Below are 25430 nucleotides of genomic sequence, written 5' to 3'. Positions count from 1 at the left end.
CGCCCTGGTGCGCATGGTGTTCAGCCGGGATAGATGGGTAACGCTTGTCGGGAGACATGGGTAACGGGTTGATGATCATGTCTTGCCCGGTCTCAAGTCGACTTGGCGCAGGGTCTTGTGGATGAACACCACATCGTAGACGCCATCGACGGCGGTGGGGCGGAGAGCGACGCGTTCCCCGTACAGCCCCCCGCCGACGAACAGGCTGCGTCCCTGGAAACTGACCTGGCCGACGCGGCCGACCTTGAGCACCCGGTCGCCCGGTTCGTAGTCCAGCTCAGGCAATTGCTCCGGGTAGCTGCGCCGGCTTGGCTGGTAGCGCGTGATCGGTGGCAGTTGGCCCAGCGCCTCATGCGGGCGGTCGTGGTTGTACTGCTCCCGCCAGTGCGCCATCGCCTGCTGGCAGTGCGCCAAGTCGCGAAACGAGCGCTGCAGTAACTCGCGCTTGAGTGTCTGGTGGAAGCGTTCCAGCTTGCCCTGGGTCTGCGGATGATGAGGGCGGCTGTGGCTGACCTCGATGCCGAGCCGCATCAGCCAGACCTCCAGGGCGGACAGGCCGCCCGCGATGTTCGAGCCCCAGGGCGGACCGTTGTCGGCGGTGATCCGGCGCGGTAGGCCATAGCGGCGAAAGACCTGGATCAGGTGCGGTCGAACCAGTTCGAGGCGCTCGCCCTCGCAGGCCTCCAGGCAGAGGGCAAAGCGTGAGTGATCATCCAACAGCGTCAACGGGTGGCAGCGCGACGAGCGGCCGTCGGCGAGCGGGAAGTGGCCCTTGAAGTCCATCTGCCAGAGCTCGTTCGGCTGGCAGTGCTCGAAGCGCTGCGTGGCCGGAGCTTCGGCCTCCTCGGCGTGGTAGCGCACCCGGCAACCATGGCGGCGGAGGATGGCGTCGAGGGTGCTGTGGTGGGGACGCTCGAACGCGGCCGGCAGCAGGCCGCGCAGCTTGCGGGCGCCCCAATACGGGAAACGGTGGTGCAACTGCACCACCGCCTGTTCCAAGTCCGGGTCGCTGCGCCCAGGGCTGTGCAACGGCCGGCGTGAGCGCTCCTGCAACCCCGCATCGCCGTGCTCGCGGTGGCGCTGTAACCATTTGTAGGCGGTTTTCGGGCTGATGCCGTAGCGCCGACACAGCTCCCGCACGTTGCTCTGCGGTTGTTCGGCCAACCGCACAAACTCGCGTCGAATCGACATGGTGGTGCACTCCTGCCACGGCATCGCTCGAACTCCAGAGTCGAAGGATTCCGTAAGCCTAAATGCGTTACCCATGTCTCCCGACACCCGTTACCTATGTCCCCCGGCTGAACACATGGCGCACCCTACGGTCGAGTTCGGTAGGTCGGACCGGGCGGCGTTCCGCTTCAGCCCACCAGCTCGCCCCCCCCTGAGCGGCAAATCCCCTTGCCGCTGGCGGCAGCCCCTCGCCGTCAGCGCTTTGACAAGACCTCGTGCGAGGTCTTTTCTTTTTATAAAAATCTGTTTTATTTCAATGCCTTACTAATAGTTTTCGAGTTTGGCATGGCGCTTGCTGGATAGCGTGCAAAGAGCCAAGGGCGGCAACGCCCACTCGGAGACATTCATGGACAAGATGCTTTACGTCGCAATGAGCGGAGCCAGCCAGAACTCGCTGGCCCAGCGCGCCCATGCCAACAACCTGGCGAACATCTCGACCTCCGGCTTCCGTCGCGATTTCGAGCAGGCGCGTTCCATGCCGGTGTTCGGTGACAGCTTTCCGTCGCGGGTCTATGCCATGACCGAACGCCCTGGCACTGATTTCACCCCTGGCGCGCTGCAGGAAACCGGCCGCGACCTGGATGTGGCGATCGAAGGCGAGGGCTGGGTTGCGGTTCAGGCCCCGGATGGCGGCGAAGCCTATGTGCGTACCGCCAGCCTGCAGGTCGACGCCCTTGGCCAGTTGCGCACCGGCAACGGTTTGCCGGTCATGGGCAATGCCGGTCCCATCGCCATTCCGCCGGAGCAGAAAGTCGAGATCGGCCAGGACGGCACCATCAGCATCCGCGCACTGGGCGAGGCCCCCAATGTGGTGGCCGAGGTGGATCGCCTCAAGCTGGTCAATCCCGATCCCAAGCAACTGGAGAAGGGCGCTGACGGCCTGATCCGGCTGAAGGACCCGCAGCAGGCCGTGCAGGCCGACGCCAATGTGCGCGTGACGTCCGGCTTCATCGAGGCCAGCAACGTCAACGCCGTTGAAGAGATGACCGCGATCCTCTCGCTGTCCCGCCAGTTCGAGCTCTCCGTGAAGATGATGCGTACTGCCGAAGACAACTCTTCGGCGATGGCGCGGGTCTTGCAGTTCAGCTAATCACCAGTACGCGGCGCCATGATTCCGGCGCCCGAGGAGAAGACAATGCTTCCGGCACTCTGGGTCAGCAAGACCGGCCTGTCCGCCCAGGACATGAACCTGACCACCATTTCCAACAACCTGGCGAACGTCTCGACCACCGGCTTCAAGCGCGATCGCGCCGAGTTCGAAGACCTGCTGTACCAGATCCGTCGCCAGCCGGGTGGCCAGACCAGCCAGGACAGCGAATTGCCCACCGGCCTGCAACTGGGTACCGGTGTGCGCATCGCCGGCACGCAGAAAATCTTCACCCAGGGCAGCCTGCAGACCACCGAGCAGCCGCTGGACATGGCCATCAACGGCCGCGGCTTCTTCCAGGTGCTGTTGCCTGACGGCACGGTCTCCTACACCCGCGACGGCAGCTTTCACCTGAACGCCGACGGCCAGATCGTCACCTCCCAGGGTTTCGCCCTGGAGCCGGCCATCGTCCTGCCCGCCGAAGTGCAGACCTTCACCGTGGGTGAGGACGGCACCGTCTCCGTGACCACCGTGGGCAATCCCGCTGCCCAGGTGATCGGCAACATCCAGACCGCCGACTTCGTCAACTACGGCGGCCTGCAGGCCATCGGCAACAACCTGTTCCTGGAGACCGCATCCAGTGGCGCTCCGCAGGTCGGCACCCCGGGCCTCACCGGCCTTGGCGCCGTGCAGCAGAACACCCTGGAGAACTCCAACGTCAGCGTGGTCGAGGAGTTGGTGAACATGATCACCACCCAGCGCGCCTACGAGATGAACTCCAAGGTCATCTCCACGGCCGACCAGATGCTCGCCTTCGTCACGCAGAACCTGTAACGCCCTGAGGTAGTCGCCATGAACCGGCTGATCATTCTTCTCCCGCTGCTCGGTATCACCCTTATCCAGGGCTGCGTGCAGCCGGCTCCGCGGCCGAACGATCCGTACTACGCGCCCGTGCTGCCGCGCACGCCGTTGCCGGCTGCGCAGAACAACGGCGCGATCTATCAGGCGGGTTTCGAAACCAACCTCTACGACGACCGCAAGGCCTATCGCGTGGGTGACATCATCACCATCACCCTCAACGAGCGCACCCAGGCCAGCAAGAACGCCAACTCGCAGATCCAGAAGGACAGCAACGCCAACATCGGCCTGACCTCGTTGTTCGGCGGCGGCGTATCGGTGAACAACCCCAATGGCGGCCTCAATCCGCTGGATGCGGCGCGCCTGTCCCTGGATGCCGAGTACAACGCCACCCGCGACACCAAGGGCGATTCCAAGGCAGGGCAGAGCAACAGCCTGTCCGGCTCCATCACCGTCACGGTGTCCGAGGTGCTGCCCAACGGCATCCTGGCCGTCCGCGGCGAGAAGTGGCTGACCCTCAATACCGGCGACGAACTGGTGCGCATTGCGGGCATGGTCCGCGCCGACGACATCGGCACCGATAACACCGTGCCGTCCACCCGCGTCGCCGACGCACGCATCACCTATTCGGGCACCGGCGCCTTCGCCGATGCCAGCCAGCCCGGCTGGTTCGACCGGTTCTTCATAAGCCCGCTGTTCCCGTTCTGATGAGGCTGACCATGAAGCGACTGATCACCGCCCTCTGCCTGCTGTTCGCAGTCGGCGCTGCCCAGGCAGAACGCCTGAAAGACCTGGCGAGCATCCAGGGCGTACGGACCAACCAGTTGATCGGCTACGGCCTGGTCGTCGGCCTCAACGGCACGGGGGACCAGACCACCCAGACGCCGTTCACCCTGCAGACCTTCAACAACATGCTGGCGCAATTCGGCATCAAGGTGCCGGCCAACGTCGGCAACGTGCAGCTGAAAAACGTCGCGGCGGTGTCCATCCACGCCGACCTGCCGCCCTTCACCAAGCCTGGGCAGACCATCGACGTCACCATTTCCTCCATCGGCAACGCCAAGAGCCTGCGCGGCGGCAGCCTGCTGATGGCCCCGCTCAAGGGGATCGATGGCAACGTCTACGCCATCGCCCAGGGCAACCTGGTGGTCGGTGGCTTCGACGCCGAGGGCAGCGATGGCTCGAAGATCACCGTCAACGTGCCGTCGTCCGGTCGAATTCCTGCCGGCGCCACCGTCGAGCGGCCGGTGCCGAGCGGTTTCGAGCAGGGCAATTTCCTCACCCTGAACCTCAACCGTCCAGACTTCACCACGGCCAAGAACATCGTCGACAAGCTCAACGAACTGCTTGGTCCGGGTGTCGCCCAGGCCATCGACGGCGGCTCGGTGCGGGTCAGCGCGCCGCTGGACCCGAACCAGCGCGTGGACTACCTGTCGGTGATCGAGAACCTGGAAATCGAGGCGGGCCAGGCGGTGGCCAAGGTCATCATCAACTCGCGTACAGGCACCATCGTCATTGGCCAGAACGTACGCGTGCAGCCGGCCGCCGTGACCCACGGCAGCCTCACCGTCACCATCACCGAAGACCCCATCGTCAGCCAGCCGGAGGCCTTCTCCGGTGGTCAGACCGCCGTGGTGCCGCGCTCGAAGGTGAGTGCCGAGCAGGAAGCCAAGCCCATGTTCAAGTTCGGCCCCGGCACCACCCTCGACGAGATCGTCCGTGCGGTTAACCAGGTGGGCGCAGCGCCCTCCGACCTGATGGCCATCCTCGAAGCGCTGAAGCAGGCCGGTGCCCTGCAAGCCGACCTGATCGTGATTTAAGGAAAGGGCGATGAACTCCAAACTCTCCGCAGGCCTCGCCTCGGGCGCCAAGCTGGACAGCGGCGCCTATACCGACCTGAACCGGCTCAGCCAACTCAAGGCCGGCAAGGATCGTGACAGCGAGGCCAACATCCGCAAGGTGGCCCAGGAGTTCGAGTCGCTGTTCCTCAACGAGATGATGAAGTCCATGCGTCAGGCCGGCGAAGCCTTCGCCGAAGGCAACTACCTGAACAGCAACGAGACCAAGACCTACCAGGACATGCACGACCAGCAGCTGGCCGTGACCCTCTCCAAGCAGGGGGGCGTTGGTCTGGCCGATGTGCTGACCCGCCAGCTGTCCAAGACCCAGCATGCCGAGCGCCCCAATCCGTTCGCCCGGGTGCAGGCCGGCGCAGAGGCCAACTGGCCGGTGCAGGGCAGCAAGCCGGTGGCGAAAACCACCGCCGTCACCGAGGGCCGTGACGATTCCAAGCTGCTCAACCAGCGCCGCCTGGCACTGCCGAGCAAACTCAGCGACCGCCAAGTGGCGGGCATCGTGCCTTCGCCCGAGCAGGTTGCCGGCACGCCACTGGCCGGCAATGACTGGGCCCCAGCCAAGGCCTATGCCGCTCCCGAACGTGCGTCGGTGGGCGCGGATGCCACCCAGGGCGTCGGCAAGCGCGTGTTCGCCTCGCGCAACGAGTTCATCGAAACCCTGCTGCCCATGGCCGAAAAGGCTGCCGAGCGAATCGGCGTCGACCCGCGTTACCTGGTGGCCCAGGCCGCGCTGGAAACCGGTTGGGGCAAGTCGATCATTCGCCAGGGCGATGGCGACAGCAGTCACAACCTGTTCGGCATCAAGGCCCACAAGAGCTGGGACGGCGAGTCCGCACGGGTGCTCACCACCGAGTACAAGGGCGGCAAGGCCGTGAAGGAAGCGGCGTCGTTCCGCTCCTACAACTCCTTCGAGCAGAGCTTCCATGACTACGTGAGCTTCCTGCAGAACAACGACCGCTACCAGCAAGCGCTGGATTCCACCGAAAAGCCCGAGCAGTTCGTGCGCGAGCTGCAGAAGGCCGGCTACGCCACCGACCCGCAGTACGCCCGCAAGATCTCCCAGATCGCCCGCGGCATGCAGATTTATCAGGCCGTTGCCGCTGTCGACGGCACGACCACCAGGACATGAGGCTTGAGTCATGGCTGACTTACTGAATATTGGCTTGTCGGGGCTGCGCGTAAGCCAGACTCAGCTCACCGTCACCGGCCACAACATTGCCAACGTCAACACGCCCGGATTCAGCAGGCAGAGCGCGACGCAGTCCACGACCCTCCCGCAGTTCTCCGGTTCGGGCTATATCGGCAGTGGCGTCTCCCTGACGGATATCCGTCGCAGCTACAGCGAGTTCTTGACCGCACAACTGCGCAATACCACCTCGCTGAGCAGCGACGTGAATGCCTACAAGAGCCAGATCGACCAGCTCGACTCGCTGCTGGCCGGCTCCACCACCGGGATCACGCCGTCGTTGAAGAGTTTCTTCGCGGCGATGCAGACCGCAGCCGAAGACCCCGCCAACATCCCGGCGCGGCAGCTGGTGCTGTCCGAGGCCGAGGGCCTGGCACGGCGTTTCAATACCGTCTACGACCGGCTGAACGCCCAGAACGACTCACTGAACAAACAGATGGCTGCGGTCAGTGACCAGGTGAACCGCCTGGCCGGCTCCATCGCCAGTCTCAACGACGCCATTGCCGTTGCGGCTGCCAATGGCAAGGAACCCAACGATTTGCTGGATGCTCGCGAAGAGGCTATCCGCCAGCTATCGACCTACGTCGGCGTCAGCGTTGTGCCGCAGAGCGACGGTTCCCAGAGCGTCTTCGTCGGTACCGGCCAGCCGCTGGTGGTGGGCAGCACCGCCAACCGTCTGGAAGCGGTGCCCGGCAAGGGCGATCCCACTCGCTTCGAGATCGAGTTCGTCAGTGGCGACTCGCGCCAGGGCGTGACCACCCAACTCAGTGGGGGCGAGTTGGGCGGGATGATTCGCTATCGGCAAGAAACGCTCGACGCCAGCATGAACGCCCTCGGGCGCCTGGCGCTGTCGATCAGCGACCAGGTGAACAGCCAGCTCGGCCAGGGCCTGGACCTGAAGGGCAAGGTAGGTGCGGCGCTGTTTGGCAATTTCAACGACCCAGCCTTGGCAGCCTTGCGTGTCCGCAACCTCAGCACCAATACCGGCAATGCCCAGCCGCTGCTGAACATCACCAACACCAGCGTGCTGGGTACCAGTGACTACCGCCTGACGCTGACCGATTCGAGCACCACGCCGCCGACTTTCGAGGCCCGGCGCCTGTCCGACGGCGCGTCCATGGCGGTCACTGCCAGCGCCAACCCTCCACCGGGTGGCGGATACTCGCTGAGCCTTGCTGACCCGGCGCGCGCGCCCAATGGTGGGCAGGGCTTTGACGTGTCCTTCAGTGCGATCGAGCTGGGCAAGGCCGTTCAGGGTGATGTGTTCCTGCTGCAACCGACCCGCCGTGGCGCGGCGGATATCGAGGCCGTGCTCGATCAGGCGGACCAGTTGGCCTTTGCTGCCCCGGTGCGTGCCGAGGCCAACACCCAGAACCGCGGTACGGGCGCAATCACCCAGCCGGAGCTTTTCGGAAGCAATGGCCCAATCAACCCCGCGACCCTGGCTGCGGCCCTGCCGGTGGGGTTGGCCTATGACGCCGCCACCGGCAACTTCACCGTGCCGGCCGGTACCACCCTGAGCCGGATCAATCCGGACGGCAGCGCGGCCGTGCCATCCACCTTCCAGCCTGGACAGCAGAACAACTACGAGTTGCAGCTCAGTGATGGCAGCCGGGTGCGCTTCACCCTCAGCGGCCGTCCCGAGAATGGCGATACCTTCAATGTTGCCTTCAACGACAAGGGTGTCTCGGACAACCGCAACGGCCTCAAGCTTGCCGAGCTGCAAACCAAGTCGACCGTGGGCATCGACCTGAACTCGCCCGGCACTACGGGGATGACCTTCTCCGATGGTTACGGCGACCTGGTCGAACGTGTCGGCACCCTCACCGCGCAGGCGCGGATCGACAGCGAGGCCAGCACCGCGATCCTCAAGCAGGCTACCGACAACCGCGACTCCCTGTCGGGCGTCAGCCTGGATGAAGAGGCGGCCAACCTGATCAAGTTCGAGCAGTACTACAACGCCTCGTCGCAGGTCATTCAAGTTGCGCGGAGCCTGTTCGATACCTTGATGAATACCTTCCGTTAACGGAGCCCGCCATGCGCATTTCCACCATTCAGCAATTCAACAATGGCGTGACGGGCCTGCAGCGGAACTACGCAAACGTGACCCGTACACAGGAGCAGATCAGTACCGGCAACCGCATCCTCACCCCGGCGGACGACCCGGTGGCTTCGGTACGCCTGCTGCAGCTGGAGCAGCAGCAGAGCATGCTGGGCCAGTACAGCTCCAATCTCACGGCAGCCAAGAACAGCCTGACCCAGGAAGAGGTGACGCTCAAATCCGCCACCACCATTCTCCAGCGCGTCAAGGAATTGGCCGGCCAGGCCGGCAACGGCGCGCTCAGTGCCGAGGACCGCAAATCCATCGCCGCCGAGCTGCGCGAGCGTGAAGATGAACTGCTCAGCCTGATGAACACCCGCAATGCACGCGGCGAGTACCTGTTCTCCGGATTCCAGGGCAAGACCCAGCCCTTCGAACGAAACCCTGACGGCACCTACCGCTACAACGGTGACGATGGCCAGCGCGAGCTGCAGATCGCCAGCTCCCTGCAGGTGCCGATCAGCGACAATGGCAAGCGCACCTTTCAGGACGTCATCAATGCGGGCCGCCTGGACAGCGCACTGACCGTCAACCCGGCGGGCTCGACCTTGAACGCGTCGGCGCCCTTGGTGCAGGACGAGGTGGCGTTTTCCGGCAACCCGCTGTTTCCGGGTGCCGGCGTCGAGATCGTCTTCGGCAACCCCGATGCAAACAGCTACGAAGTGTTCGAGTTGGGAACAACGACACCTGTACTCGGTAGCGGCACCCTTGATGGTGACGCCGACAAATCCGACAAGTTGGTGTTCCGAGGCGTCAGCATCGTGTTCGATGGCGTGCCGGTAGGGGGGGAAACCATCCAGGTCACGCCGCAGCCGAGCGAACAGAAGCAAGGCATCCTCGACACCATTGCCAAGCTGCGAATGGCGCTGGAGTCGGCGACTGACACGCCTGCAGGCAACCTGGATGTCCGCGATGCCGTTGCCGAAGCACTGACAAATCTTGACCACGGCATGGTCCGGGTCGACGCGGTGCAAGGGGATATTGGCGCGCGCCTCAACGTTGTCGAAACCACCCTCACCGACAACGAAGACGTGGGCCTGGTCAACCAGGCGGTGCAGGCAGAGTTGCGCGAGCTGGACTACCCCGAGGCGCTCTCACGCTTGTCGTTCCAGTCGATCATCCTGGACGCCGCCCAGCAGAGCTATGTGAAGATCAGCAGCCTGAACCTGTTCAACAACCTGCGCTGATGCCTTTGCTCCCCTCTCCCGCTGGTGGGGGAGGGGAGAGCCTACCCGTAGACACTCCCCATCCCCGCAGGAGTCAGCCTGCTGGCGAGGCTTTCCGCTGTGACGCAGTCAGTCGCCCAATTCCAGATCGCCACATGAGAAGCCTAAGTGCTTGTCAATAGTGGTGAATTAGGAAAAACGAAAAAAATCGCGAATTGCCCTAAAGGTCCGGATACCTGCGCCGATACAAATCACGAATGCGAACTTTAAGGGTGCCTGGGCACTGCCCACCCAAGGTCGCACGCTCAGGCAAACACGCAGTCCTCGGAGGACAACACCATGGCTTTGACTGTCAATACCAACATTGCGTCCCTCAATACCCAGCGCAACCTGAATACCTCGGCCAACGCCCTGTCCACCACCATGCAGCGCCTGTCCACCGGTAGCCGCATCAACAGTGCGAAGGACGATGCCGCCGGCCTGCAGATTTCCAACCGTATGACCAGCCAGATCAACGGCCTGGGCGTGGCGGTCCGCAACGCCAATGATGGTATCTCCCTGGCGCAGACTGCTGAAGGTGCCCTGCAGCAGTCCACCAACATCCTGCAGCGTATGCGTGACCTGTCCCTGCAATCCGCCAACGGCACCAACGATGAGTCCGACCGCAAAGCGCTGCAGAAAGAAGTCAGCACCCTGCAATCGGAACTGAATCGTATTGCCGAGACCACTACCTTCGGTGGTCGCAAGGTTCTGGACGGTTCCATGGCGAACGTGGACTTCCAGGTGGGCGCGAATGCGCGTGAAACCATCGGTGTCAATATCAAATCTGCAAGCGCGAACGACATCGGCTCGTTCACTATCAAGTCTTCCGGTACCGTGACCGGGAGTGCTGTGACTAATGCTGCAGCCGTTCCGGTCAGCGGACTGCCCGCAGTTGCTGCAGGTGCTTTGGTAATCACCGGTCCTGAAGGTCAGAAAGCTACACAATCCGCCGTTGCCGCTAACGGTTCTGCTCGTGATCTCGCAGCAGCCATCAATGAAGTCACCACGGATACTGGTGTTACTGCTCAGGCCAGCACCAAGGCTCAATTGAGTGGCCTGGCTGAAACCGGTGTGGTCAGCTTCACCCTGAAAGGTGCGAACTCGACGGCTATCAACATCGAGGCAACAATTGCCGACAGGACCGATCTGACCTCGCTGGCCAACGTGATCAATGCTCAGTCGGCATCCACGGGTATTGTCGCCGAGGCAAGCAAAGGTGACGGCAAGCTGACCCTGAGCAGCAAGGATGGTTACAACATTGAAATCGGTAACTTCCTTGTCGATAACGATGGCGCGGGTCAGGCAACGACCGACAGTATCGTGAGCGTGACAGCGTTTGATGAAAACGGTGACGCGGCCAATACCGAGGTGCTGAACGAATCGGGTGGTACCGATGCTTTCGACTCGACTACTGTCGTTGGCAACTTCACCATGTCGGCCCTGGGTAACTTCAGTGTCACTGGCTCCGCAACGACCTACATTGCGGCGGCGGATGTCAACTCCAAGCAATCCGCCGTAAGCGCCATCGATATCTCCTCCGAAAGCGGTGCTCAAGACGCGATTTCGGTCATCGACAGCGCCCTGGCGCAGATCGACGAGGTTCGCTCTGGCCTCGGTGCTGCGCAGAACCGTTTCGAGAACACCATTTCCAACCTGCAGAACGTTCAGGAAAACGTGTCGGCCGCTCGCGGTCGTATCAAGGACACTGACTACGCTGCCGAAACTGCGAACCTGAGCAAGAACCAGATCCTCCAACAAGCTGGCACCGCAATCCTGGCCCAGGCGAACCAGTTGCCGCAGGCTGTACTGAGCCTCCTGCAGTAAGCCTGGACGAGGGTTAGCTCGTAAACGTGGGGGGAAGCGCAGTGCGCTTCCCCCTTCTTGCCTTGGGAGGTGAAAAGATGGATATCGGAACACTGAATAGCGTGACTGGACTCGTTCCTGTGACGCGGCTTTCCACTGCGGATCCATCGGCCAGTACCCATGGGGGGGTGAACCCTGATCAGCTGTTGAAGGATAGCGATGAGGCACGTGAGACAGTTGGTCTGAAGCCGGTTGAGGAAGCTATTTCCAGTATTCAGGAGTTCGTGCAGACCATCCGCCGCAATCTCGCTTTCTCCATGGACGAAGTCAGCGGGCGAGTTGTGGTTAAGGTGACTGACTCTGCCTCGGGCGAAGTGATTCGCCAGATCCCCTCTGAAGATGCGCTCAAGCTTGCAGAGAGCTTGTCCGAAGTGCGCAGCCTCCTGTTCAGGGCGGAGGCATAGCCGATCACCGGACCGCCAGAGAGATCACCGGCACGTTTCTTGATAGGGGTTGGTTTCAGAGATTTGTACGTCAAAGCATTGGCGAGGTTTAGGTCATGGCAGGAATAACGGGCATCGGCTCGGGTATGGATATCGACAGCATCGTGACGGCTTTGGTGAACGCTGAGAAGGCGCCCAAGGAGGCACAGCTGGCCCGCCTTGAAAAATCGGCTACTGAGAAGTTTTCAGCCATTGGCCAGTTCAAGAGCGCGATCGGTGATTTTCAGACAGCCCTCAAGGATCTCAACTCCGCCACGCTATTCGAAAAACGTACAGCCAGCTCCAGCAATGCCACGCTGGCAACGGCCACTGCCACCAAAAGCGCGGTTTCCGGTAGCTACCAGCTAACCGTAGAGAGTTTGGCCACTGCCAGCAAAGTTGCGACCAAGGCTGTGGCAGATGATTACGTTGCAGGTGGTAACGGCAGCTTGACCATCAAGTTGGGTGCCGATGATGCGGGTGTGTCGGTGAACGTGGCTGCTGGCGACTCCCTGACCAAAATTCGTGACTCGATCAATGCTGCGCTCGGTAGTAAGGGCATTTCTGCCAATATCGTCCGCAATCCCGCGGATGGCGCGTCACGTCTGGTGCTTAGCGGAAAGGAAACAGGCGATGGGCAAGATATCTATATCGAATCTTCCACCGCTGCTTTGGATGACTTCAAAATCGGTTCGATTGACTACAGCGACCCGGCCAATCCAGTTGGAAGCATGGCATCGCTCGATACTGCTAGCTCAAGCAGCAGCGGCTTCATTACCCAGGCCAAGGATGCTGTATTCACCATTGACGGCCTGTCGCTGAAAAGCGCCAGCAATACCGTGTCGGATGCGATCCCCGAGGTCACTCTCAATCTTCTTTCTGCAGAACCTGGCAAAAAGTTCTCGGTTACCGTCGATCAAGACCGAACGGGTGTTAAGTCGAACATCAAGAAGTTCGTCGACGCGTACAACAAGATGATGGGCGTGTCGAAGTCGCTAACCTCCGTCGTCTCGGTTGGCGAAGGCAAGGCGCCTGTTGCGGGGGCGTTGGTGGGTGATTCGTCAGTGCGCTCATTGATTAGCACCGTGCGTAACGAGCTTGTGAGACCGGCCGAGCAGGACGGGGTCCGGATTCTGGCTGATCTGGGGATCACCACGCAGAATGACGGCACGCTAAAGATCAATGACACCAAGCTCGACAAAGCGCTGAGTGAGAACTTCGAGTCTGTAGCGGGATTCTTTACTGGCGATACCGGGCTGATGAGCCGCCTGAATGGCAAGGTGGAAGGGTTTACCCAGACTGGCGGCATTCTCGAGCAGCGCCTCAGTGGATTGCAGGAGACGCTGACGTCTGTCGATAAGCAGCGCGAATCCCTCACTCTGCGTATCCAGCAGATTCAAACGCGTCTCTACAAGCAATTCAACGCAATGGATAGCTTGGTTGGTCAGTTGAATCAGACCAGCGACCGGCTTGCACAAGCCCTTAGCAATCTTCCTGGTGTAGTGAAAAAGGAAAGCTGATGAATAGTCCGATCGATACCTACAAACAGGTCAAGACCAGTCAGGAAGTCACCCCCTACCGAGCGGTGCAGCTGTTGCTGGAAGGTGCGCTGGAACGCCTTTCCCTGGCCCGTCACGGCCTGGAAACCGGCAACCCTGAAGTGCGCGGGCTGGCGGTCGGCTCCACCCTCAGCATCATCGGTGTGCTCCAGGCCAGCCTGGACAAGCAGCTTGGTGGCGAGATTGCCGATAACCTCGATGCGCTGTACGACTACATGACCCGCCGGCTCGCCAGCGTGTCCCTGGACAACTCGCCGCGCCCCATCGACGAGGTCGAGGCGTTGCTGCTGGAGATCAAGCAGGCCTGGGATTCCATCGGCCCGGAAGTGGGTGCGCCGGTCGCCGCAGAAATTTCCTGATTTCTGCAAAGGTGCGAGCTAAAGCTCTCGCTGGTGCTGCCGATACCTTGGGTATCACAGCCCGACACATGAGCGAGAGCGAACATGAACGCGATGGCGGCCCTCAAGCAGTATCAGTCCGTTAATACCCAGGCCCAGGCCGTGGATGCCAGCCCCCATCGGCTGATCCAGATGCTCATGGAAGGCGGCCTGACTCGCCTTGCCCAGGCCCGTGGTGCCATCGAGCGCGGTCAGCCGGCGCAAAAAGGCGAGCTGATCGGCAAGGCTATCGCTATCATTGGCGGCCTGCGTGATGGCCTGAACTTCGAGCAGGGTGGCGAAATCGCCGCCAACCTCGACTCACTCTACGAGTACATGGTGTCCCGCCTACTCGAAGCGAACCTGAAAAGCGACGCTGCGCTAGTGGATGAAGTGGCAGGGTTGCTGCGCAACGTAAAAACCGGATGGGATGGCATCGCCCAGTGATGCCTTCCGGGTTGGCAGGAGAGTTCCAATGAATGCATCAGTCCAGCGTCTAGAGGTCACAGGCGTGGCCCTGCGCGAAGCGCTGGCCCGCCAGGACTGGGCGGCCATCGGTGAGCTGGACCAGCTCTGCCGCCAGGCCGTCGATGACGCCATGGTCGATGCCAGCGACGACACCGAGCAACTCGGTAGCCGTCTGCAGGAGCTGCTGGCGCTTTACCAGGAGTTGGTCTCGATTTGCCAGGCCGAGCGGCAGCGCATCGCCAGTGAACTGATCCAGCTCAACCAGTCCCAGCAAGGCGCCAAGGTCTACAAGCTATTTGGCTGATGGCCAGGTGATGCTCTTCTGATATCAGTTCGATACTGCCCCGACAACCGCTTAGCCATTCCGTCGGCCAGACCAAAAAAAGCACGCCATAAAATTGACTCGGCAAAGGTTTTTCACTTTACTAGTGGCCAATTGCCGGTCAACTCCGATCCAGGGATGCACCGTCTGCCCATGCGCTGCGAAACGCGGCGTTCAGCCCTAAAAGCAAGAACCAGACAATGTGGCGTGAAACCAAGATTCTGCTGATCGACGACAATAGCGATCGCCGCCGCGATTTTGCGGTGATCCTGAATTTCCTCGGGGAAGAGTACCTGTCCTGTGCCAGCGATGATTGGCGCGACGCAACCGATTCCCTGAGCGCCAGCCGCGACGTCCTGTGCGTCATGCTGGGCGAGGTGAACGCCAAGGGCGGCACGCTGGAACTGATCAAGCAACTGCTGGCCTGGGACGAGTTCCTGCCGGTGTTGCTGATCGGCGATCAGATCCAGGTGGAATGGCCTGAAGACCTGCGCCGCCGCCTGTTGGCCAGCCTGGAAATGCCGCCCAGCTACAACAAGCTGCTCGATTCCCTGCACCGCGCCCAGGTCTACCGCGAAATGTATGACCACGCGCGCGAGCGTGGCCGTCAGCGTGAGCCCAACCTGTTTCGCAGTCTGGTCGGCACCAGCCGTGCCATCCAGCAGGTGCGGCAGATGATGCAGCAGGTGGCCGATACGGATGCCAGCGTGCTGATCCTCGGCGAGTCCGGCACCGGCAAGGAAGTCGTGGCGCGCAACCTTCACTACCATTCCAAGCGCCGTGAAGCGCCGTTCGTGCCGGTCAACTGCGGTGCCATTCCGGCGGAATTGCTGGAAAGCGAACTCTTCGGCCATGAGAAGGGCGCCTTCACCGGCGCCATCACCAGCCGGGCCGGGCGCTTCGAGCTGGCCAACGGCGGCACCCTGTTCCTGGACGAGATCGGCGACATGCCGCTGCCGATGCAGGTCAAGCTGCTGCGCGTGCTGCAGGAACGCACCTTCGAGCGGGTCGGCAGCAACAAGACGCAGAATGTGGACGTGCGCATCATCGCCGCGACCCACAAGAATCTCGAGCAGATGATCGAGGCCGGCAGCTTCCGCGAAGACCTCTACTACCGCCTCAACGTTTTCCCCATCGACATGGCGCCGCTGCGTGAGCGAGTGGAAGACATTCCGCTGCTGATCAACGAGCTGATTTCGCGGATGGAGCATGAGAAGCGCGGTTCCATCCGCTTCAACTCCGCCGCCATCATGTCCCTGTGCAACCACGATTGGCCGGGCAACGTCCGTGAGCTGGCCAACCTCGTCGAGCGCATGGCGATCATGCATCCGTACGGCGTCATCGGCGTCAGCGAGCTGCCGAAGAAGTTCCGCCATGTCGACGACGAGGACGAGCAGCTCAAGGCCAGCCTGCGCGAGGAAATCGAGGAGCGTTCGGCCATCGGTGCCGGCCTGCCTGGTGTCAGTGCTCCCGCGCTGCTGCCGCCGGAAGGTCTGGACCTCAAGGACTACCTCGGTAACCTCGAGCAGGGCCTGATCCAGCAGGCGCTGGACGATGCATCCGGCGTGGTGGCCCGTGCGGCCGAGCGCCTGCGCATCCGTCGTACCACCCTGGTGGAGAAGATGCGCAAGTACGGCATGAGCCGTCGCGACGAGGAATTGGCGGAAGAATAATTCCGTTTTTTCCAAGTCATTGTTTTGTAAGGATTAAATTTTAGGCACGGGTATTGCTTTATCTCCCTCGACCGACCGTCTGCTGACGGTCGATGGAGCGAGAGAAGAGCATGAGCCAAGTCGTCCCCCCCGCACAGAACGCGGAAACCGCCCCCGCCGAACACGCCAGCCGCGCAGGCCTTGAACAGGCCTTTGCGCTGTTCAATCAGATGTCGACGCAGCTGAGCGAGTCCTACAGCATGCTGGAGGCGCGGGTCACTGAGCTGAAGGGCCAACTGGCCCTGGTCAGTGCCCAGCGCATGCAGGAGCTGGCGGAGAAGGAACGTCTGGCCAACCGCCTGCAGAGCCTGCTGGACCTGCTGCCTGGCGGCGTCATCGTGATCGATGGTCAGGGCGTGGTGCGTGAAGCCAATCCGGTGGCACGCGGCCTGCTTGGCCAGCCCCTGGCCGGCATGCTCTGGCGTGAAGTGATCGCCCGCAATTTCGCTCCCCGCGAAGACGACGGCCACGAGATCTCCCTCAAGAATGGCCGCCGGCTTTCCATCGCCACTCGCTCCCTCAATGGCGAGCCGGGGCAACTGGTCCTCCTTACCGACCTGACGGAAACCCGTCGCCTGCAGGATCAGCTCGCTCGCCACGAACGTCTTTCCGCCCTGGGGCGCATGGTCGCCTCACTGGCTCATCAGATCCGCACGCCGCTCTCGGCCGCCTTGCTCTATGCCGGCCACCTGACCCAGCAGGTCCTGCCGACGGATCAACAGCAACGCTTCGCCGGTCGCCTCAAGGAGCGCCTGCACGAACTGGAACACCAGGTTCGCGACATGCTGGTGTTCGCCCGCGGCGACCTGCCTCTGCCGGACCGCCTGGCGCCGTCAGCGCTGTTTGGGGCGCTGCGCGCTTCGGCCGAATCCCATGTACAAGGCCAGCACGTTCGCTGGCAGTGCGACCTGGCCGGGGGCGAGTTGTTGTGCAACCGAGACACCCTGGTCGGGGCGTTGCTCAACCTGATCGAAAACGCGAACCAGGCCGCCGGTCGCAACCTGCGGCTGAAGGTGCATCTCTACCGGCGTGGCGGTGAGCTGCGCCTGACCATCAGCGACAACGGCCCCGGAGTCGATGCCATCACCCTGGCGCGCCTGGGCGAACCCTTCTTCACCACCAGGACCACCGGGACCGGCCTCGGACTGGCGGTGGTCAAGGCGGTGGCGCGTGCCCACCAGGGCGAGTTGCGGCTGCGCTCGCGGCCTGGCCGCGGTACGTGCGCCACCCTGGTCTTGCCGCTGATTCCCGCGGCTCAGTCGGTTACACAGGAGTAAAGGACGATGACTGCCAAAATTCTGCTGGTCGAAGACGACCGCGCCCTGCGAGAGGCCCTGGCGGACACCCTGTTGATCGGTGGCTACGACTTCCGTGCGGTGGACTGCGCCGAGGCTGCCCTGGTGGCGCTGGGCGAGGAGCCTTTCGGCCTCATGGTCAGCGACGTCAACATGCCCGGCATGGACGGTCACCAGTTGCTGGCGATCGTGCGTCGGCGTTACCCGCAATTGCCCGTGCTTCTGATGACCGCCTTTGGCGCCGTAGAGCGCGCGGTAGAAGCCATGCGCCAGGGCGCGGCCGACTATCTGGTGAAGCCCTTCGAGCCCAATACCTTGCTGGATCTGGTGGCGCGCCATGCGCTCGGTCGTGTGGCCCAGTCCGCCAGTGGCGGTCCGGTGGCGCTGGAGCCGGCGAGCCGTCAGTTGCTCGAACTGGCTGCGCGGGTCGCGCGCAGTGATTCCACCGTGCTGATCTCGGGCGAGTCCGGTACGGGCAAGGAAGTGTTGGCGCAGTACATCCACCAGCAGTCGAACCGCGCCTCTGGCCCCTTCATCGCCATCAACTGCGCGGCCATTCCGGACAACATGCTCGAGGCCACCCTGTTCGGTCATGAGAAGGGGGCCTTCACCGGGGCGGTTGCCAGCGCGCCGGGCAAGTTCGAGCTGGCCGACGGTGGCACCATCCTGCTCGACGAGATTTCCGAAATGCCGTTGGGCCTGCAAGCCAAGTTGCTGCGCGTGCTGCAGGAGCGCGAAGTGGAGCGGGTGGGTGCGCGTCGGCCGATCAACCTCGATATCCGCGTACTTGCCACCACCAACCGGGACCTCGCCGGCGAAGTCGCGGCCGGGCGATTCCGCGAAGACCTGTACTACCGCCTCTCGGTGTTCCCGCTGGCCTGGCGTCCGCTGCGTGAGCGTCCGGCGGACATCCTGCCCCTGGCTGAGCGCCTGCTGGGCAAGCACGTCAAAAAAATGAATCATGCTGCCGTGCGCTTCTCCAATGAGGCCCAGGCTGCCCTGCTGGCGCATGGCTGGCCGGGCAACGTGCGTGAACTGGATAACGCTGTGCAGCGCGCGCTGATCCTGCAGCAGGGAGGGCTGATCCAGCCGCACGACCTCTGCCTGACTTCGCCCATTGGCATGGCCCTGGCGCCGGTTCCGTCGCCCGCCCCGGTGGTCGCGTTGCCGCTGGCCAGCGCTCCTGTCGAGGCGCCCAGCGCCTTGGGCGATGACCTGCGTCGACATGAGTTCCAGATGATCATTGACACCCTGCGTTCCGAGCGCGGCCGCCGTAAGGAAGCCGCCGAGCGCCTGGGCATCAGCCCGCGCACCCTGCGCTACAAGCTGGCCCAGATGCGCGATGCCGGCATGGATGTCGAGGCTTATCTCTACGCCAGCTGAGGGAGAGTCCGTAGGATGGGGCGGGCGGCGTTCCGCTCCACCCATCCTGCGCACTTTACCTAGGAGCGAGCTCTGCTCGCGAACAGCCCGAGCGCGATCTTTCGCGAGCAGAGCTCGCTCCTACAAATCCAGAGCCCCCCCAAAACACCCGTCCCTGAGCTTTTGGCACCCTTGTTGCAGATACCCCTTCATCGGACCGCGTAGCGTCAAAAAATCGCGGCAGTTGGAGGAATGTGATGACCCAGGGTGTTGAGTTCAATCGCCTGATGTTGGAAATGCGAGCCATGCAGATGGATGCCATGGCCCGTGCCAAGCCTGCCCCCGAAGCAGCCCCTGAGGCCGGTGTGCCGAGCTTCGCCGACATGCTCGGCAAGGCGGTCAACAAGGTCGCGGATACCCAGAAGGTTTCCACTGAAATGGCCACCGCATTCGAGGTCGGCCAGAAAGGTGTGGACCTTACCGACGTCATGATCGCGTCGCAGAAAGCCAGCGTTTCGTTCGAGGCCATGACCCAGGTGCGTAACAAACTGGTCCAGGCCTACCAAGACATCATGCAGATGCCGGTTTGAGGACGGATTGAGAAATGGCTGAAGCCGCTGTTGCAAAGGTCCCCGCCAAGGCAGACGCGCAAGGTGCGTCGGAAGAGAAGAAGCCGCTGTTCGGCTTGTCTTTCCTGGAAAACCTCTCGCAGATGAGCATGCTGCGTCAGGTCGGCCTGCTGGTCGGCCTGGCCGCCAGTGTCGCCATCGGTTTTGCCGTGGTGCTCTGGTCGCAGCAGCCGGACTATCGGCCGTTGTACGGCAGCCTGTCCGGGATGGACGCCAACCAGGTGGTGGAAGCCTTGGGTGCTGCGGACATCCCCTACAAGATCGAGCCCAACTCCGGCGCCTTGCTGGTGAAGTCCGACGATCTGGCCCGCGCCCGCATGAAGCTCGCCGCCGCCGGCGTCACGCCCAGCGACAACACCGTCGGTTTCGAGATTCTCGACAAGGAACAGGGGCTTGGCACCAGCCAGTTCATGGAGGCCACGCGCTACCGCCGGGGCCTGGAAGGCGAGCTGGCCCGCACCATTTCCAGCCTGAACAACGTCAAGGGTGCCCGTGTGCACCTGGCGATTCCGAAGAGCTCGGTATTCGTTCGTGACGAGCGCAAACCGACGGCTTCCGTACTCGTCGAGCTTTATTCAGGCCGCGCCCTGGAGCCGAGTCAGGTGATGGCCATCGTCAACCTCGTGGCCACCAGCGTGCCGGAGCTGGCGAAGTCCCAGGTCACGGTCGTGGACCAGAAAGGCAACCTGCTGTCCGACCAGCAGGAGCTGTCCGAGCTGACCATGGCCGGCAAGCAGTTCGACTACACCCGGCGCATGGAGACCCTGTACACCCAGCGTGTGCATAGCATCCTGCAGCCGGTTCTGGGCAATGGCCGCTACAAGGCGGAAGTTTCCGCAGACGTGGACTTCAGCGCCGTCGAATCCACGTCCGAGATGTTCAATCCGGACCAGCCGGCCCTGCGCAGCGAGCAGAAGCTCGCCGAAGAGCGGCAGAACAACGGCGGCCCGCAGGGCGTACCCGGTGCGCTGTCCAACCAGCCGCCGGCGCCCGGCGCCGCCCCCCAGCAGGCCGCCGGTTCAGCGCCGGCCGGCGTACAGCCGGGTCAGCCGCTGCTGGATGACAACGGCCAGCAGATCATCGACCCGGCCACCGGCAAGCCGATGCTCGCGCCGTACCCCACCGACAAGCGTGACCAGACCACCCGCAACTTCGAGCTGGACCGTTCCATCAGCTACACCAAGCAGCAGCAGGGCCGCCTGCGCCGGCTTTCCGTCGCGGTGGTGCTGGACGATCAGGTCAAGCTGGACCCGCAGACGGGCGAAGCCAGCCGAGTGCCCTGGAGCGCCGACGAGATCGCCCGCTTCACCCGGCTGGTGCAGGACTCGGTGGGCTATGACGCCAGCCGTGGCGACAGCGTCAGCGTGATCAACACCGCATTCTCGACCGACACTGGCGAAGAAATCATCGACATTCCGTTCTACACCCAGCCCTGGTTCTGGGATGTGGTGAAGCAGGTGCTGGGCGTGCTCTTCATCCTGGTGCTGGTGTTCGGTGTGTTGCGTCCGGTGCTGAACAACATCAGTGGCACGAACAGGGCCAGGGAACTGGACGGTGGCCGCGGCGGCGACGTCGAACTGGGCGAGATGGGACTGTCTGGCGAGCTGTCGGATGACCGCGTCAGCCTGGGTGGTCCGCAAAGCATTCTCCTGCCCAGCCCGAGCGATGGGTATGATGCGCAGCTCAACGCCATCAAGAACCTGGTAGCCGAAGATCCGGGCCGCGTGGCCCTGGTCGTCAAAGAGTGGATCAACGCCGATGAGTGAGAATCGCGTCCAAGCCAAGCTGAACAAGGTCGACAAGGCCGCCATTCTGTTGCTGTCGCTGGGTGAGACTGACGCGGCCCAGGTGCTTCGCCACATGGGGCCGAAGGAAGTGCAACGGGTCGGCGTCGCCATGGCGCAGATGCGCAACATCCACCGCGAGCAGGTGGAGCAGGTGATGAGCGAGTTCGTCGAGATAGTCGGCGACCAGACCAGCCTGGGCGTCGGCGCCGATGGCTACATTCGCAAGATGCTCACCCAGGCCCTGGGCGAGGACAAGGCCAACAACCTGATCGACCGCATTCTCCTGGGCGGCAGCACCAGTGGCCTGGACAGCCTGAAGTGGATGGAACCGCGCGCCGTGGCCGATGTGATCCGCTACGAGCACCCGCAGATCCAGGCGATAGTGGTCGCCTACCTCGACCCGGACCAGGCGGCCGAAGTGCTCAGCCATTTCGACCATAAGGTGCGCCTGGATATCGTCCTGCGCGTCTCGTCGCTCAACACCGTGCAGCCGTCCGCGCTCAAGGAACTCAACCTGATCCTTGAGAAGCAGTTCGCCGGCAACGCCAGTACCACCCGCACCACGATGGGCGGCGTGAAGCGCGCGGCCGACATCATGAACTTCCTCGACAGCTCGGTCGAAGGCCAGCTGATGGACTCTATCCGTGAAGTGGATGACGACCTCTCGACCCAGATCGAAGACCTGATGTTCGTCTTCGACAACCTCGCCGATGTCGACGACCGCGGTATCCAGGCGCTGCTGCGCGAGGTCTCCTCCGACGTGCTGGTGCTGGCCCTCAAGGGCTCGGACGACGCCATCAAGGAAAAGGTCTTCAAGAACATGTCCAAACGTGCCGCCGAACTGCTGCGCGACGACCTGGAAGCCAAGGGGCCGGTCCGCGTCAGCGACGTGGAGTCGGCGCAGAAGGAAATCCTCACCATCGCCCGCCGCATGGCCGAAGCCGGGGAAATCGCCCTCGGTGGCAAGGGCGGCGAAGAAATGATCTGAGGCGCAACCCATGGGCAACAAGGAACAGGCAAGCGAGCTGATCCGCGCCAAGGACGTCAACGCCTTCGATCGCTGGTCGCTGCCCAGCTTCGACCCGGACGCTCCCGCGCCCGTCGAGCAGGAAGAGGCGCCGGTCGAGACGGCATCCGCCCCCGAGCCTGAGCCGCAGATCGAGGAGGTCCCGGTCGAGGACGTCAAGCCGCTGACGCTGGACGAACTCGAGGCCATCCGCCAGGACGCCTACAACGAAGGCTTTGCCACCGGCGAGCGCGACGGCTTCCATGCCGGCCAGCTCAAGGCCAGGCAGGAAGCCGACGCGGCTATCAACGCCCGCCTGGCCCAGCTCGACACCCTGATGGGCCAACTGCTGGAGCCCATTGCCGAGCAGGACCGGCAGATCGAGGAATCCCTGGTGCACCTCACCAGCCTGATCACCCGTCAGGTGATCCAGCGTGAGCTGCGCCTGGACTCCAGCCAGATCCGCCATGTCCTGCGCGAGGCGCTGAAACTGCTGCCCATGGGGGCAGGCAACGTGCGCATCCATATCAACCCGCAGGACTTCGAGCAGGTGAAGTTGCTGCGTGAGCGCCACGAAGAAAGCTGGCGCATTCTCGAAGACGAATCCCTGGAACCTGGTGGTTGCCGGGTCGAGACGGAGCATTCGCGCATCGACGCCAGCATCGAGACGCGCCTGAGCCAGGCCATGAAGCAGCTCTTCGAGCAGCAGCGCGAACAGAAGGTCCATCCACCGTCGGCCGACCTGGTCGTGGACCTGGAAGCCCAGGACAGCCTCGACCATGCGTATTGAACGGGCCAGCTTCGCCAAGCGCCTGGCGGGCTACAACGACGTCATCGATCTACCCTCGCAACCCCTGGTGGAGGGCCGCCTGCTGCGCATGGTGGGCCTCACGCTGGAAGCCGAAGGTCTGCGTGCGCCGGTGGGCAGCCGCTGCCTGGTGATCAACGACGACAGCTATCACCCGGTGCAAGTGGAAGCCGAAGTGATGGGCTTTTCCGGCAGCAAGATCTACCTGATGCCGGTGGGCAGCCTGTCCGGCATTGCGCCGGGCGCCCGCGTGGTGCCGTTGCCGGATACCGGCCGCCTGCCCATGGGCATGTCCATGCTCGGCCGTGTGCTGGATGGCGCCGGCCGTGCCCTGGATGGCAAGGGCGGAATGAGGGCGGAGGATTGGGTGCCGATGGATGGTCCCACCATCAACCCGCTGAAACGTCACCCCATCAGCGAGCCCCTGGACGTGGGCATCCGCTCGATCAATTCACTGCTCACGGTGGGACGCGGCCAGCGCCTTGGCCTGTTCGCCGGTACCGGCGTGGGCAAGAGCGTGTTGCTGGGCATGATGACCCGCTTCACCGAAGCGGAAATCATCGTGGTCGGCCTGATCGGTGAACGGGGCCGCGAGGTGAAGGAATTCATCGAGCACATCCTTGGCGAGGAAGGTCTCAAGCGCTCGGTGGTCGTCGCCTCCCCGGCGGACGATGCGCCGCTGATGCGCCTGCGTGCCGCGATGTACTGCACCCGTATCGCCGAATACTTCCGCGACAAGGGCAAGAACGTCCTGTTGCTGATGGATTCCCTGACCCGTTTCGCCCAGGCCCAGCGCGAAATCGCTCTGGCCATCGGCGAGCCGCCAGCGACCAAGGGTTATCCACCGTCGGTGTTCGCCAAGCTGCCGAAGCTGGTAGAGCGTGCCGGTAATGCGGAGCAGGGCGGTGGTTCGATCACCGCCTTCTACACCGTGCTTTCCGAAGGCGATGACCAACAGGACCCGATCGCGGACGCCGCGCGGGGCGTGCTCGACGGCCACTTCGTGCTGTCTCGTCGCCTGGCCGAGGAGGGGCACTACCCGGCCATCGACATTGAAGCCTCCATCAGCCGGGTCATGCCTCAGGTGGTCAGCCCTGACCACATGAAGCTCGCCCAGCGCTTCAAGCAGCTCTGGTCGCGTTACCAGCAGAGCCGCGACCTGATCAGCGTCGGTGCCTACGTTGCCGGCGGCGATCCGGACACCGATCTTGCCATCGCCCGCCAGCCGGCCATGAGCGCCTTCCTGCGGCAGGGCCTGGACGAAAGCGAGCGCCTGACCCAGAGCGCCCAGCGCCTGGCGGCCTCCCTCGGCGTCCAGGGCTGATAGCGCATGTCCCGTAGTCGCGCAGCGCGCCTGGCACCCGTCGTTGAAATGGCCGAGCGCACCGAACGCGAGGCGGCGCGCATGCTCGGGCGTTGCCAAGGCCAACTGACCCAGGCTGAAATGAAGCTCGGCGAGCTGGAGCGCTACCGCTCCGACTACCAGCAGCAGTGGATCGAGGAAGGTCGACGTGGAGTCTCCGGCCAGTGGCTGATGAACTACCAGCGCTTCCTGTCCCAACTGGAATCCGCCATTGGCCAGCAGATGCAGAGCGTCAAATGGCACCGCGACAACCTCGACAAGGCCCGCGCAGCCTGGCAGAAACACCACGCGCGCCTGGAAGGGCTGCGCAAGCTGGTGCAGCGCTATCTCGACGAGGCCCGCGCGGCGGAAGACAAGCGCGAGCAGAAGCTGCTGGACGAACTGGTCCAGCGCCTGCCCGCCAGAGGTGAGGAGTAGGGGCGCCGCGCGTTCGCACCACTCGAACAGCGCAAGAATCCCGGTGCGCGCAGCGCACCCTACGCTTGCGAGCGAATGCATTCTTCAGCGCGTCATCTCAGAACCATAAATTCTGCTGTGGCGCCGCTTTCCAGTTGCCCTGCCTCAAGGGGGGTGCTAAATCTTCTCCACGCGCATTCCGAACTTGAACAAGGAGCTTTGCATGGCCATCACTTCGATGCCCTCCGACGATGGGCAGGAGCTGACCATCTACATCCAGGGACGATTCGATTTCGGCGCCCACCAGGAGTTCCGCGACGCCTATGAGCGCGTCAACGCCACGCCCAAGCGCTACGTCGTGGACCTGAAGGGCACCACCTATCTCGACAGTTCCGCCCTTGGCATGCTGCTCCTGCTGCGTGACCACGCCGGTGGCGAGCGTGCGCAGATCCGTCTGGCCAACTGCAACCCCGACGTTCGCAAGATCCTCGCCATCTCCAATTTCGAACAACTGTTCCAGATCGCCTGAGGCCCT

24 protein-coding genes are annotated in these 25430 nt (G+C 63.0%); 23 read left to right on the top strand and 1 reads right to left on the bottom strand.

Features of this window, described 5'->3' with window-relative positions; translation table 11 throughout:
* Positions 1 to 75: 75 nt before the first annotated feature.
* Positions 76 to 1215, bottom strand: coding sequence for an IS481 family transposase (locus THL1_RS19700; RefSeq protein ID WP_069081451.1), 1140 nt, complete (start codon positions 1213 to 1215; stop codon positions 76 to 78).
* Between the two features lie 361 nt (positions 1216 to 1576).
* Between THL1_RS19700 and flgF the strand changes: the two genes are divergently transcribed.
* The 23 genes from flgF to THL1_RS19585 all read left to right on the top strand — a co-directional run bounded on the left by flgF (position 1577) and on the right by THL1_RS19585 (position 25424).
* Entirely contained in the window at positions 1577 to 2320 is a 744-nt protein-coding gene (gene flgF, locus THL1_RS19695; protein ID WP_069084809.1) for a flagellar basal-body rod protein FlgF, read from the top strand.
* A 45-nt stretch (positions 2321 to 2365) separates the two neighbouring features.
* Complete coding sequence (flgG, locus tag THL1_RS19690; protein WP_069084808.1) at positions 2366 to 3151, top strand: flagellar basal-body rod protein FlgG; 786 nt, start codon at positions 2366 to 2368, stop codon at positions 3149 to 3151.
* An 18-nt stretch (positions 3152 to 3169) separates the two neighbouring features.
* Positions 3170 to 3883, top strand: a complete 714-nt coding sequence (flgH, locus tag THL1_RS19685) for a flagellar basal body L-ring protein FlgH (protein ID WP_069084807.1) — start codon at positions 3170 to 3172, stop codon at positions 3881 to 3883.
* 11 nt (positions 3884 to 3894) lie between these two features.
* Positions 3895 to 4995 (top strand): flagellar basal body P-ring protein FlgI, encoded by a 1101-nt coding sequence (locus THL1_RS19680; RefSeq protein WP_069084806.1) that lies wholly within the window; start codon positions 3895 to 3897, stop codon positions 4993 to 4995.
* A 10-nt stretch (positions 4996 to 5005) separates the two neighbouring features.
* A complete protein-coding gene (gene flgJ, locus THL1_RS19675; RefSeq protein WP_069084805.1) occupies positions 5006 to 6160 on the top strand; it encodes a flagellar assembly peptidoglycan hydrolase FlgJ in 1155 nt (384 codons plus the stop codon).
* A 10-nt stretch (positions 6161 to 6170) separates the two neighbouring features.
* Positions 6171 to 8243: a flagellar hook-associated protein FlgK gene (flgK, locus tag THL1_RS19670; protein WP_069084804.1), complete on the top strand. Its 2073-nt coding sequence runs from the start codon at positions 6171 to 6173 to the stop codon at positions 8241 to 8243.
* Positions 8244 to 8254: 11 nt separating this feature from the next.
* Positions 8255 to 9505: a flagellar hook-associated protein FlgL gene (gene flgL, locus THL1_RS19665; RefSeq protein ID WP_069084803.1), complete on the top strand. Its 1251-nt coding sequence runs from the start codon at positions 8255 to 8257 to the stop codon at positions 9503 to 9505.
* Between the two features lie 318 nt (positions 9506 to 9823).
* A complete protein-coding gene (locus THL1_RS19660; protein ID WP_069084802.1) occupies positions 9824 to 11350 on the top strand; it encodes a flagellin in 1527 nt (508 codons plus the stop codon).
* A 77-nt stretch (positions 11351 to 11427) separates the two neighbouring features.
* Complete coding sequence (locus THL1_RS19655; protein ID WP_069084801.1) at positions 11428 to 11793, top strand: flagellar protein FlaG; 366 nt, start codon at positions 11428 to 11430, stop codon at positions 11791 to 11793.
* Between the two features lie 95 nt (positions 11794 to 11888).
* Positions 11889 to 13331, top strand: coding sequence for a flagellar filament capping protein FliD (gene fliD, locus THL1_RS19650; RefSeq protein ID WP_069084800.1), 1443 nt, complete (start codon positions 11889 to 11891; stop codon positions 13329 to 13331).
* On the top strand, positions 13331 to 13729 hold the full coding sequence (fliS, locus tag THL1_RS19645; RefSeq protein WP_069084799.1) for a flagellar export chaperone FliS: 399 nt from the start codon (positions 13331 to 13333) through the stop codon (positions 13727 to 13729). Before fliD ends, fliS (THL1_RS19645) begins: the two co-directional genes overlap by 1 nt.
* 84 nt (positions 13730 to 13813) lie before the next feature.
* The gene (gene fliS, locus THL1_RS19640; protein WP_069084798.1) at positions 13814 to 14194 is read left to right on the top strand and encodes a flagellar export chaperone FliS; all 381 of its coding nucleotides are present in this window, start codon (positions 13814 to 13816) and stop codon (positions 14192 to 14194) included.
* Positions 14195 to 14222: 28 nt separating this feature from the next.
* Positions 14223 to 14519, top strand: coding sequence for a flagellar protein FliT (locus THL1_RS19635; protein WP_069084797.1), 297 nt, complete (start codon positions 14223 to 14225; stop codon positions 14517 to 14519).
* 218 nt (positions 14520 to 14737) lie between these two features.
* Positions 14738 to 16210 (top strand): sigma-54 dependent transcriptional regulator, encoded by a 1473-nt coding sequence (locus THL1_RS19630; protein WP_069084796.1) that lies wholly within the window; start codon positions 14738 to 14740, stop codon positions 16208 to 16210.
* A 110-nt stretch (positions 16211 to 16320) separates the two neighbouring features.
* A complete protein-coding gene (locus THL1_RS19625; protein ID WP_069084795.1) occupies positions 16321 to 17526 on the top strand; it encodes a sensor histidine kinase in 1206 nt (401 codons plus the stop codon).
* A 6-nt stretch (positions 17527 to 17532) separates the two neighbouring features.
* The gene (fleR, locus tag THL1_RS19620; RefSeq protein WP_069084794.1) at positions 17533 to 18927 is read left to right on the top strand and encodes a sigma-54-dependent response regulator transcription factor FleR; all 1395 of its coding nucleotides are present in this window, start codon (positions 17533 to 17535) and stop codon (positions 18925 to 18927) included.
* A 236-nt stretch (positions 18928 to 19163) separates the two neighbouring features.
* A complete protein-coding gene (gene fliE, locus THL1_RS19615; RefSeq protein ID WP_069084793.1) occupies positions 19164 to 19496 on the top strand; it encodes a flagellar hook-basal body complex protein FliE in 333 nt (110 codons plus the stop codon).
* A gap of 14 nt (positions 19497 to 19510) precedes the next feature.
* Positions 19511 to 21301: a flagellar basal-body MS-ring/collar protein FliF gene (gene fliF / locus THL1_RS19610; RefSeq protein ID WP_069084792.1), complete on the top strand. Its 1791-nt coding sequence runs from the start codon at positions 19511 to 19513 to the stop codon at positions 21299 to 21301.
* Positions 21294 to 22310: a flagellar motor switch protein FliG gene (gene fliG / locus THL1_RS19605; RefSeq protein WP_069084791.1), complete on the top strand. Its 1017-nt coding sequence runs from the start codon at positions 21294 to 21296 to the stop codon at positions 22308 to 22310. The genes fliF and fliG overlap by 8 nt, the downstream gene beginning before the upstream one ends.
* 10 nt (positions 22311 to 22320) lie before the next feature.
* Positions 22321 to 23118 (top strand): flagellar assembly protein FliH, encoded by a 798-nt coding sequence (gene fliH, locus THL1_RS19600; RefSeq protein WP_069084790.1) that lies wholly within the window; start codon positions 22321 to 22323, stop codon positions 23116 to 23118.
* Positions 23108 to 24460 (top strand): flagellar protein export ATPase FliI, encoded by a 1353-nt coding sequence (gene fliI, locus THL1_RS19595; RefSeq protein ID WP_069084789.1) that lies wholly within the window; start codon positions 23108 to 23110, stop codon positions 24458 to 24460. The genes fliH and fliI overlap by 11 nt, the downstream gene beginning before the upstream one ends.
* Positions 24461 to 24466: 6 nt before the next feature.
* Positions 24467 to 24916: a flagellar export protein FliJ gene (gene fliJ, locus THL1_RS19590; protein WP_069084788.1), complete on the top strand. Its 450-nt coding sequence runs from the start codon at positions 24467 to 24469 to the stop codon at positions 24914 to 24916.
* A gap of 202 nt (positions 24917 to 25118) precedes the next feature.
* Positions 25119 to 25424 (top strand): STAS domain-containing protein, encoded by a 306-nt coding sequence (locus tag THL1_RS19585; RefSeq protein ID WP_069084787.1) that lies wholly within the window; start codon positions 25119 to 25121, stop codon positions 25422 to 25424.
* Positions 25425 to 25430: the final 6 nt, after the last annotated feature.

Origin of the sequence: Pseudomonas sp. TCU-HL1 (assembly GCF_001708505.1) — a bacterium.
In the GTDB taxonomy this organism is placed as follows: Bacteria; Pseudomonadota; Gammaproteobacteria; order Pseudomonadales; family Pseudomonadaceae; genus Metapseudomonas.
Note: the sequence above shows the minus strand (reverse complement) of the source record. Positions and strands in the feature narration are given on the sequence as shown.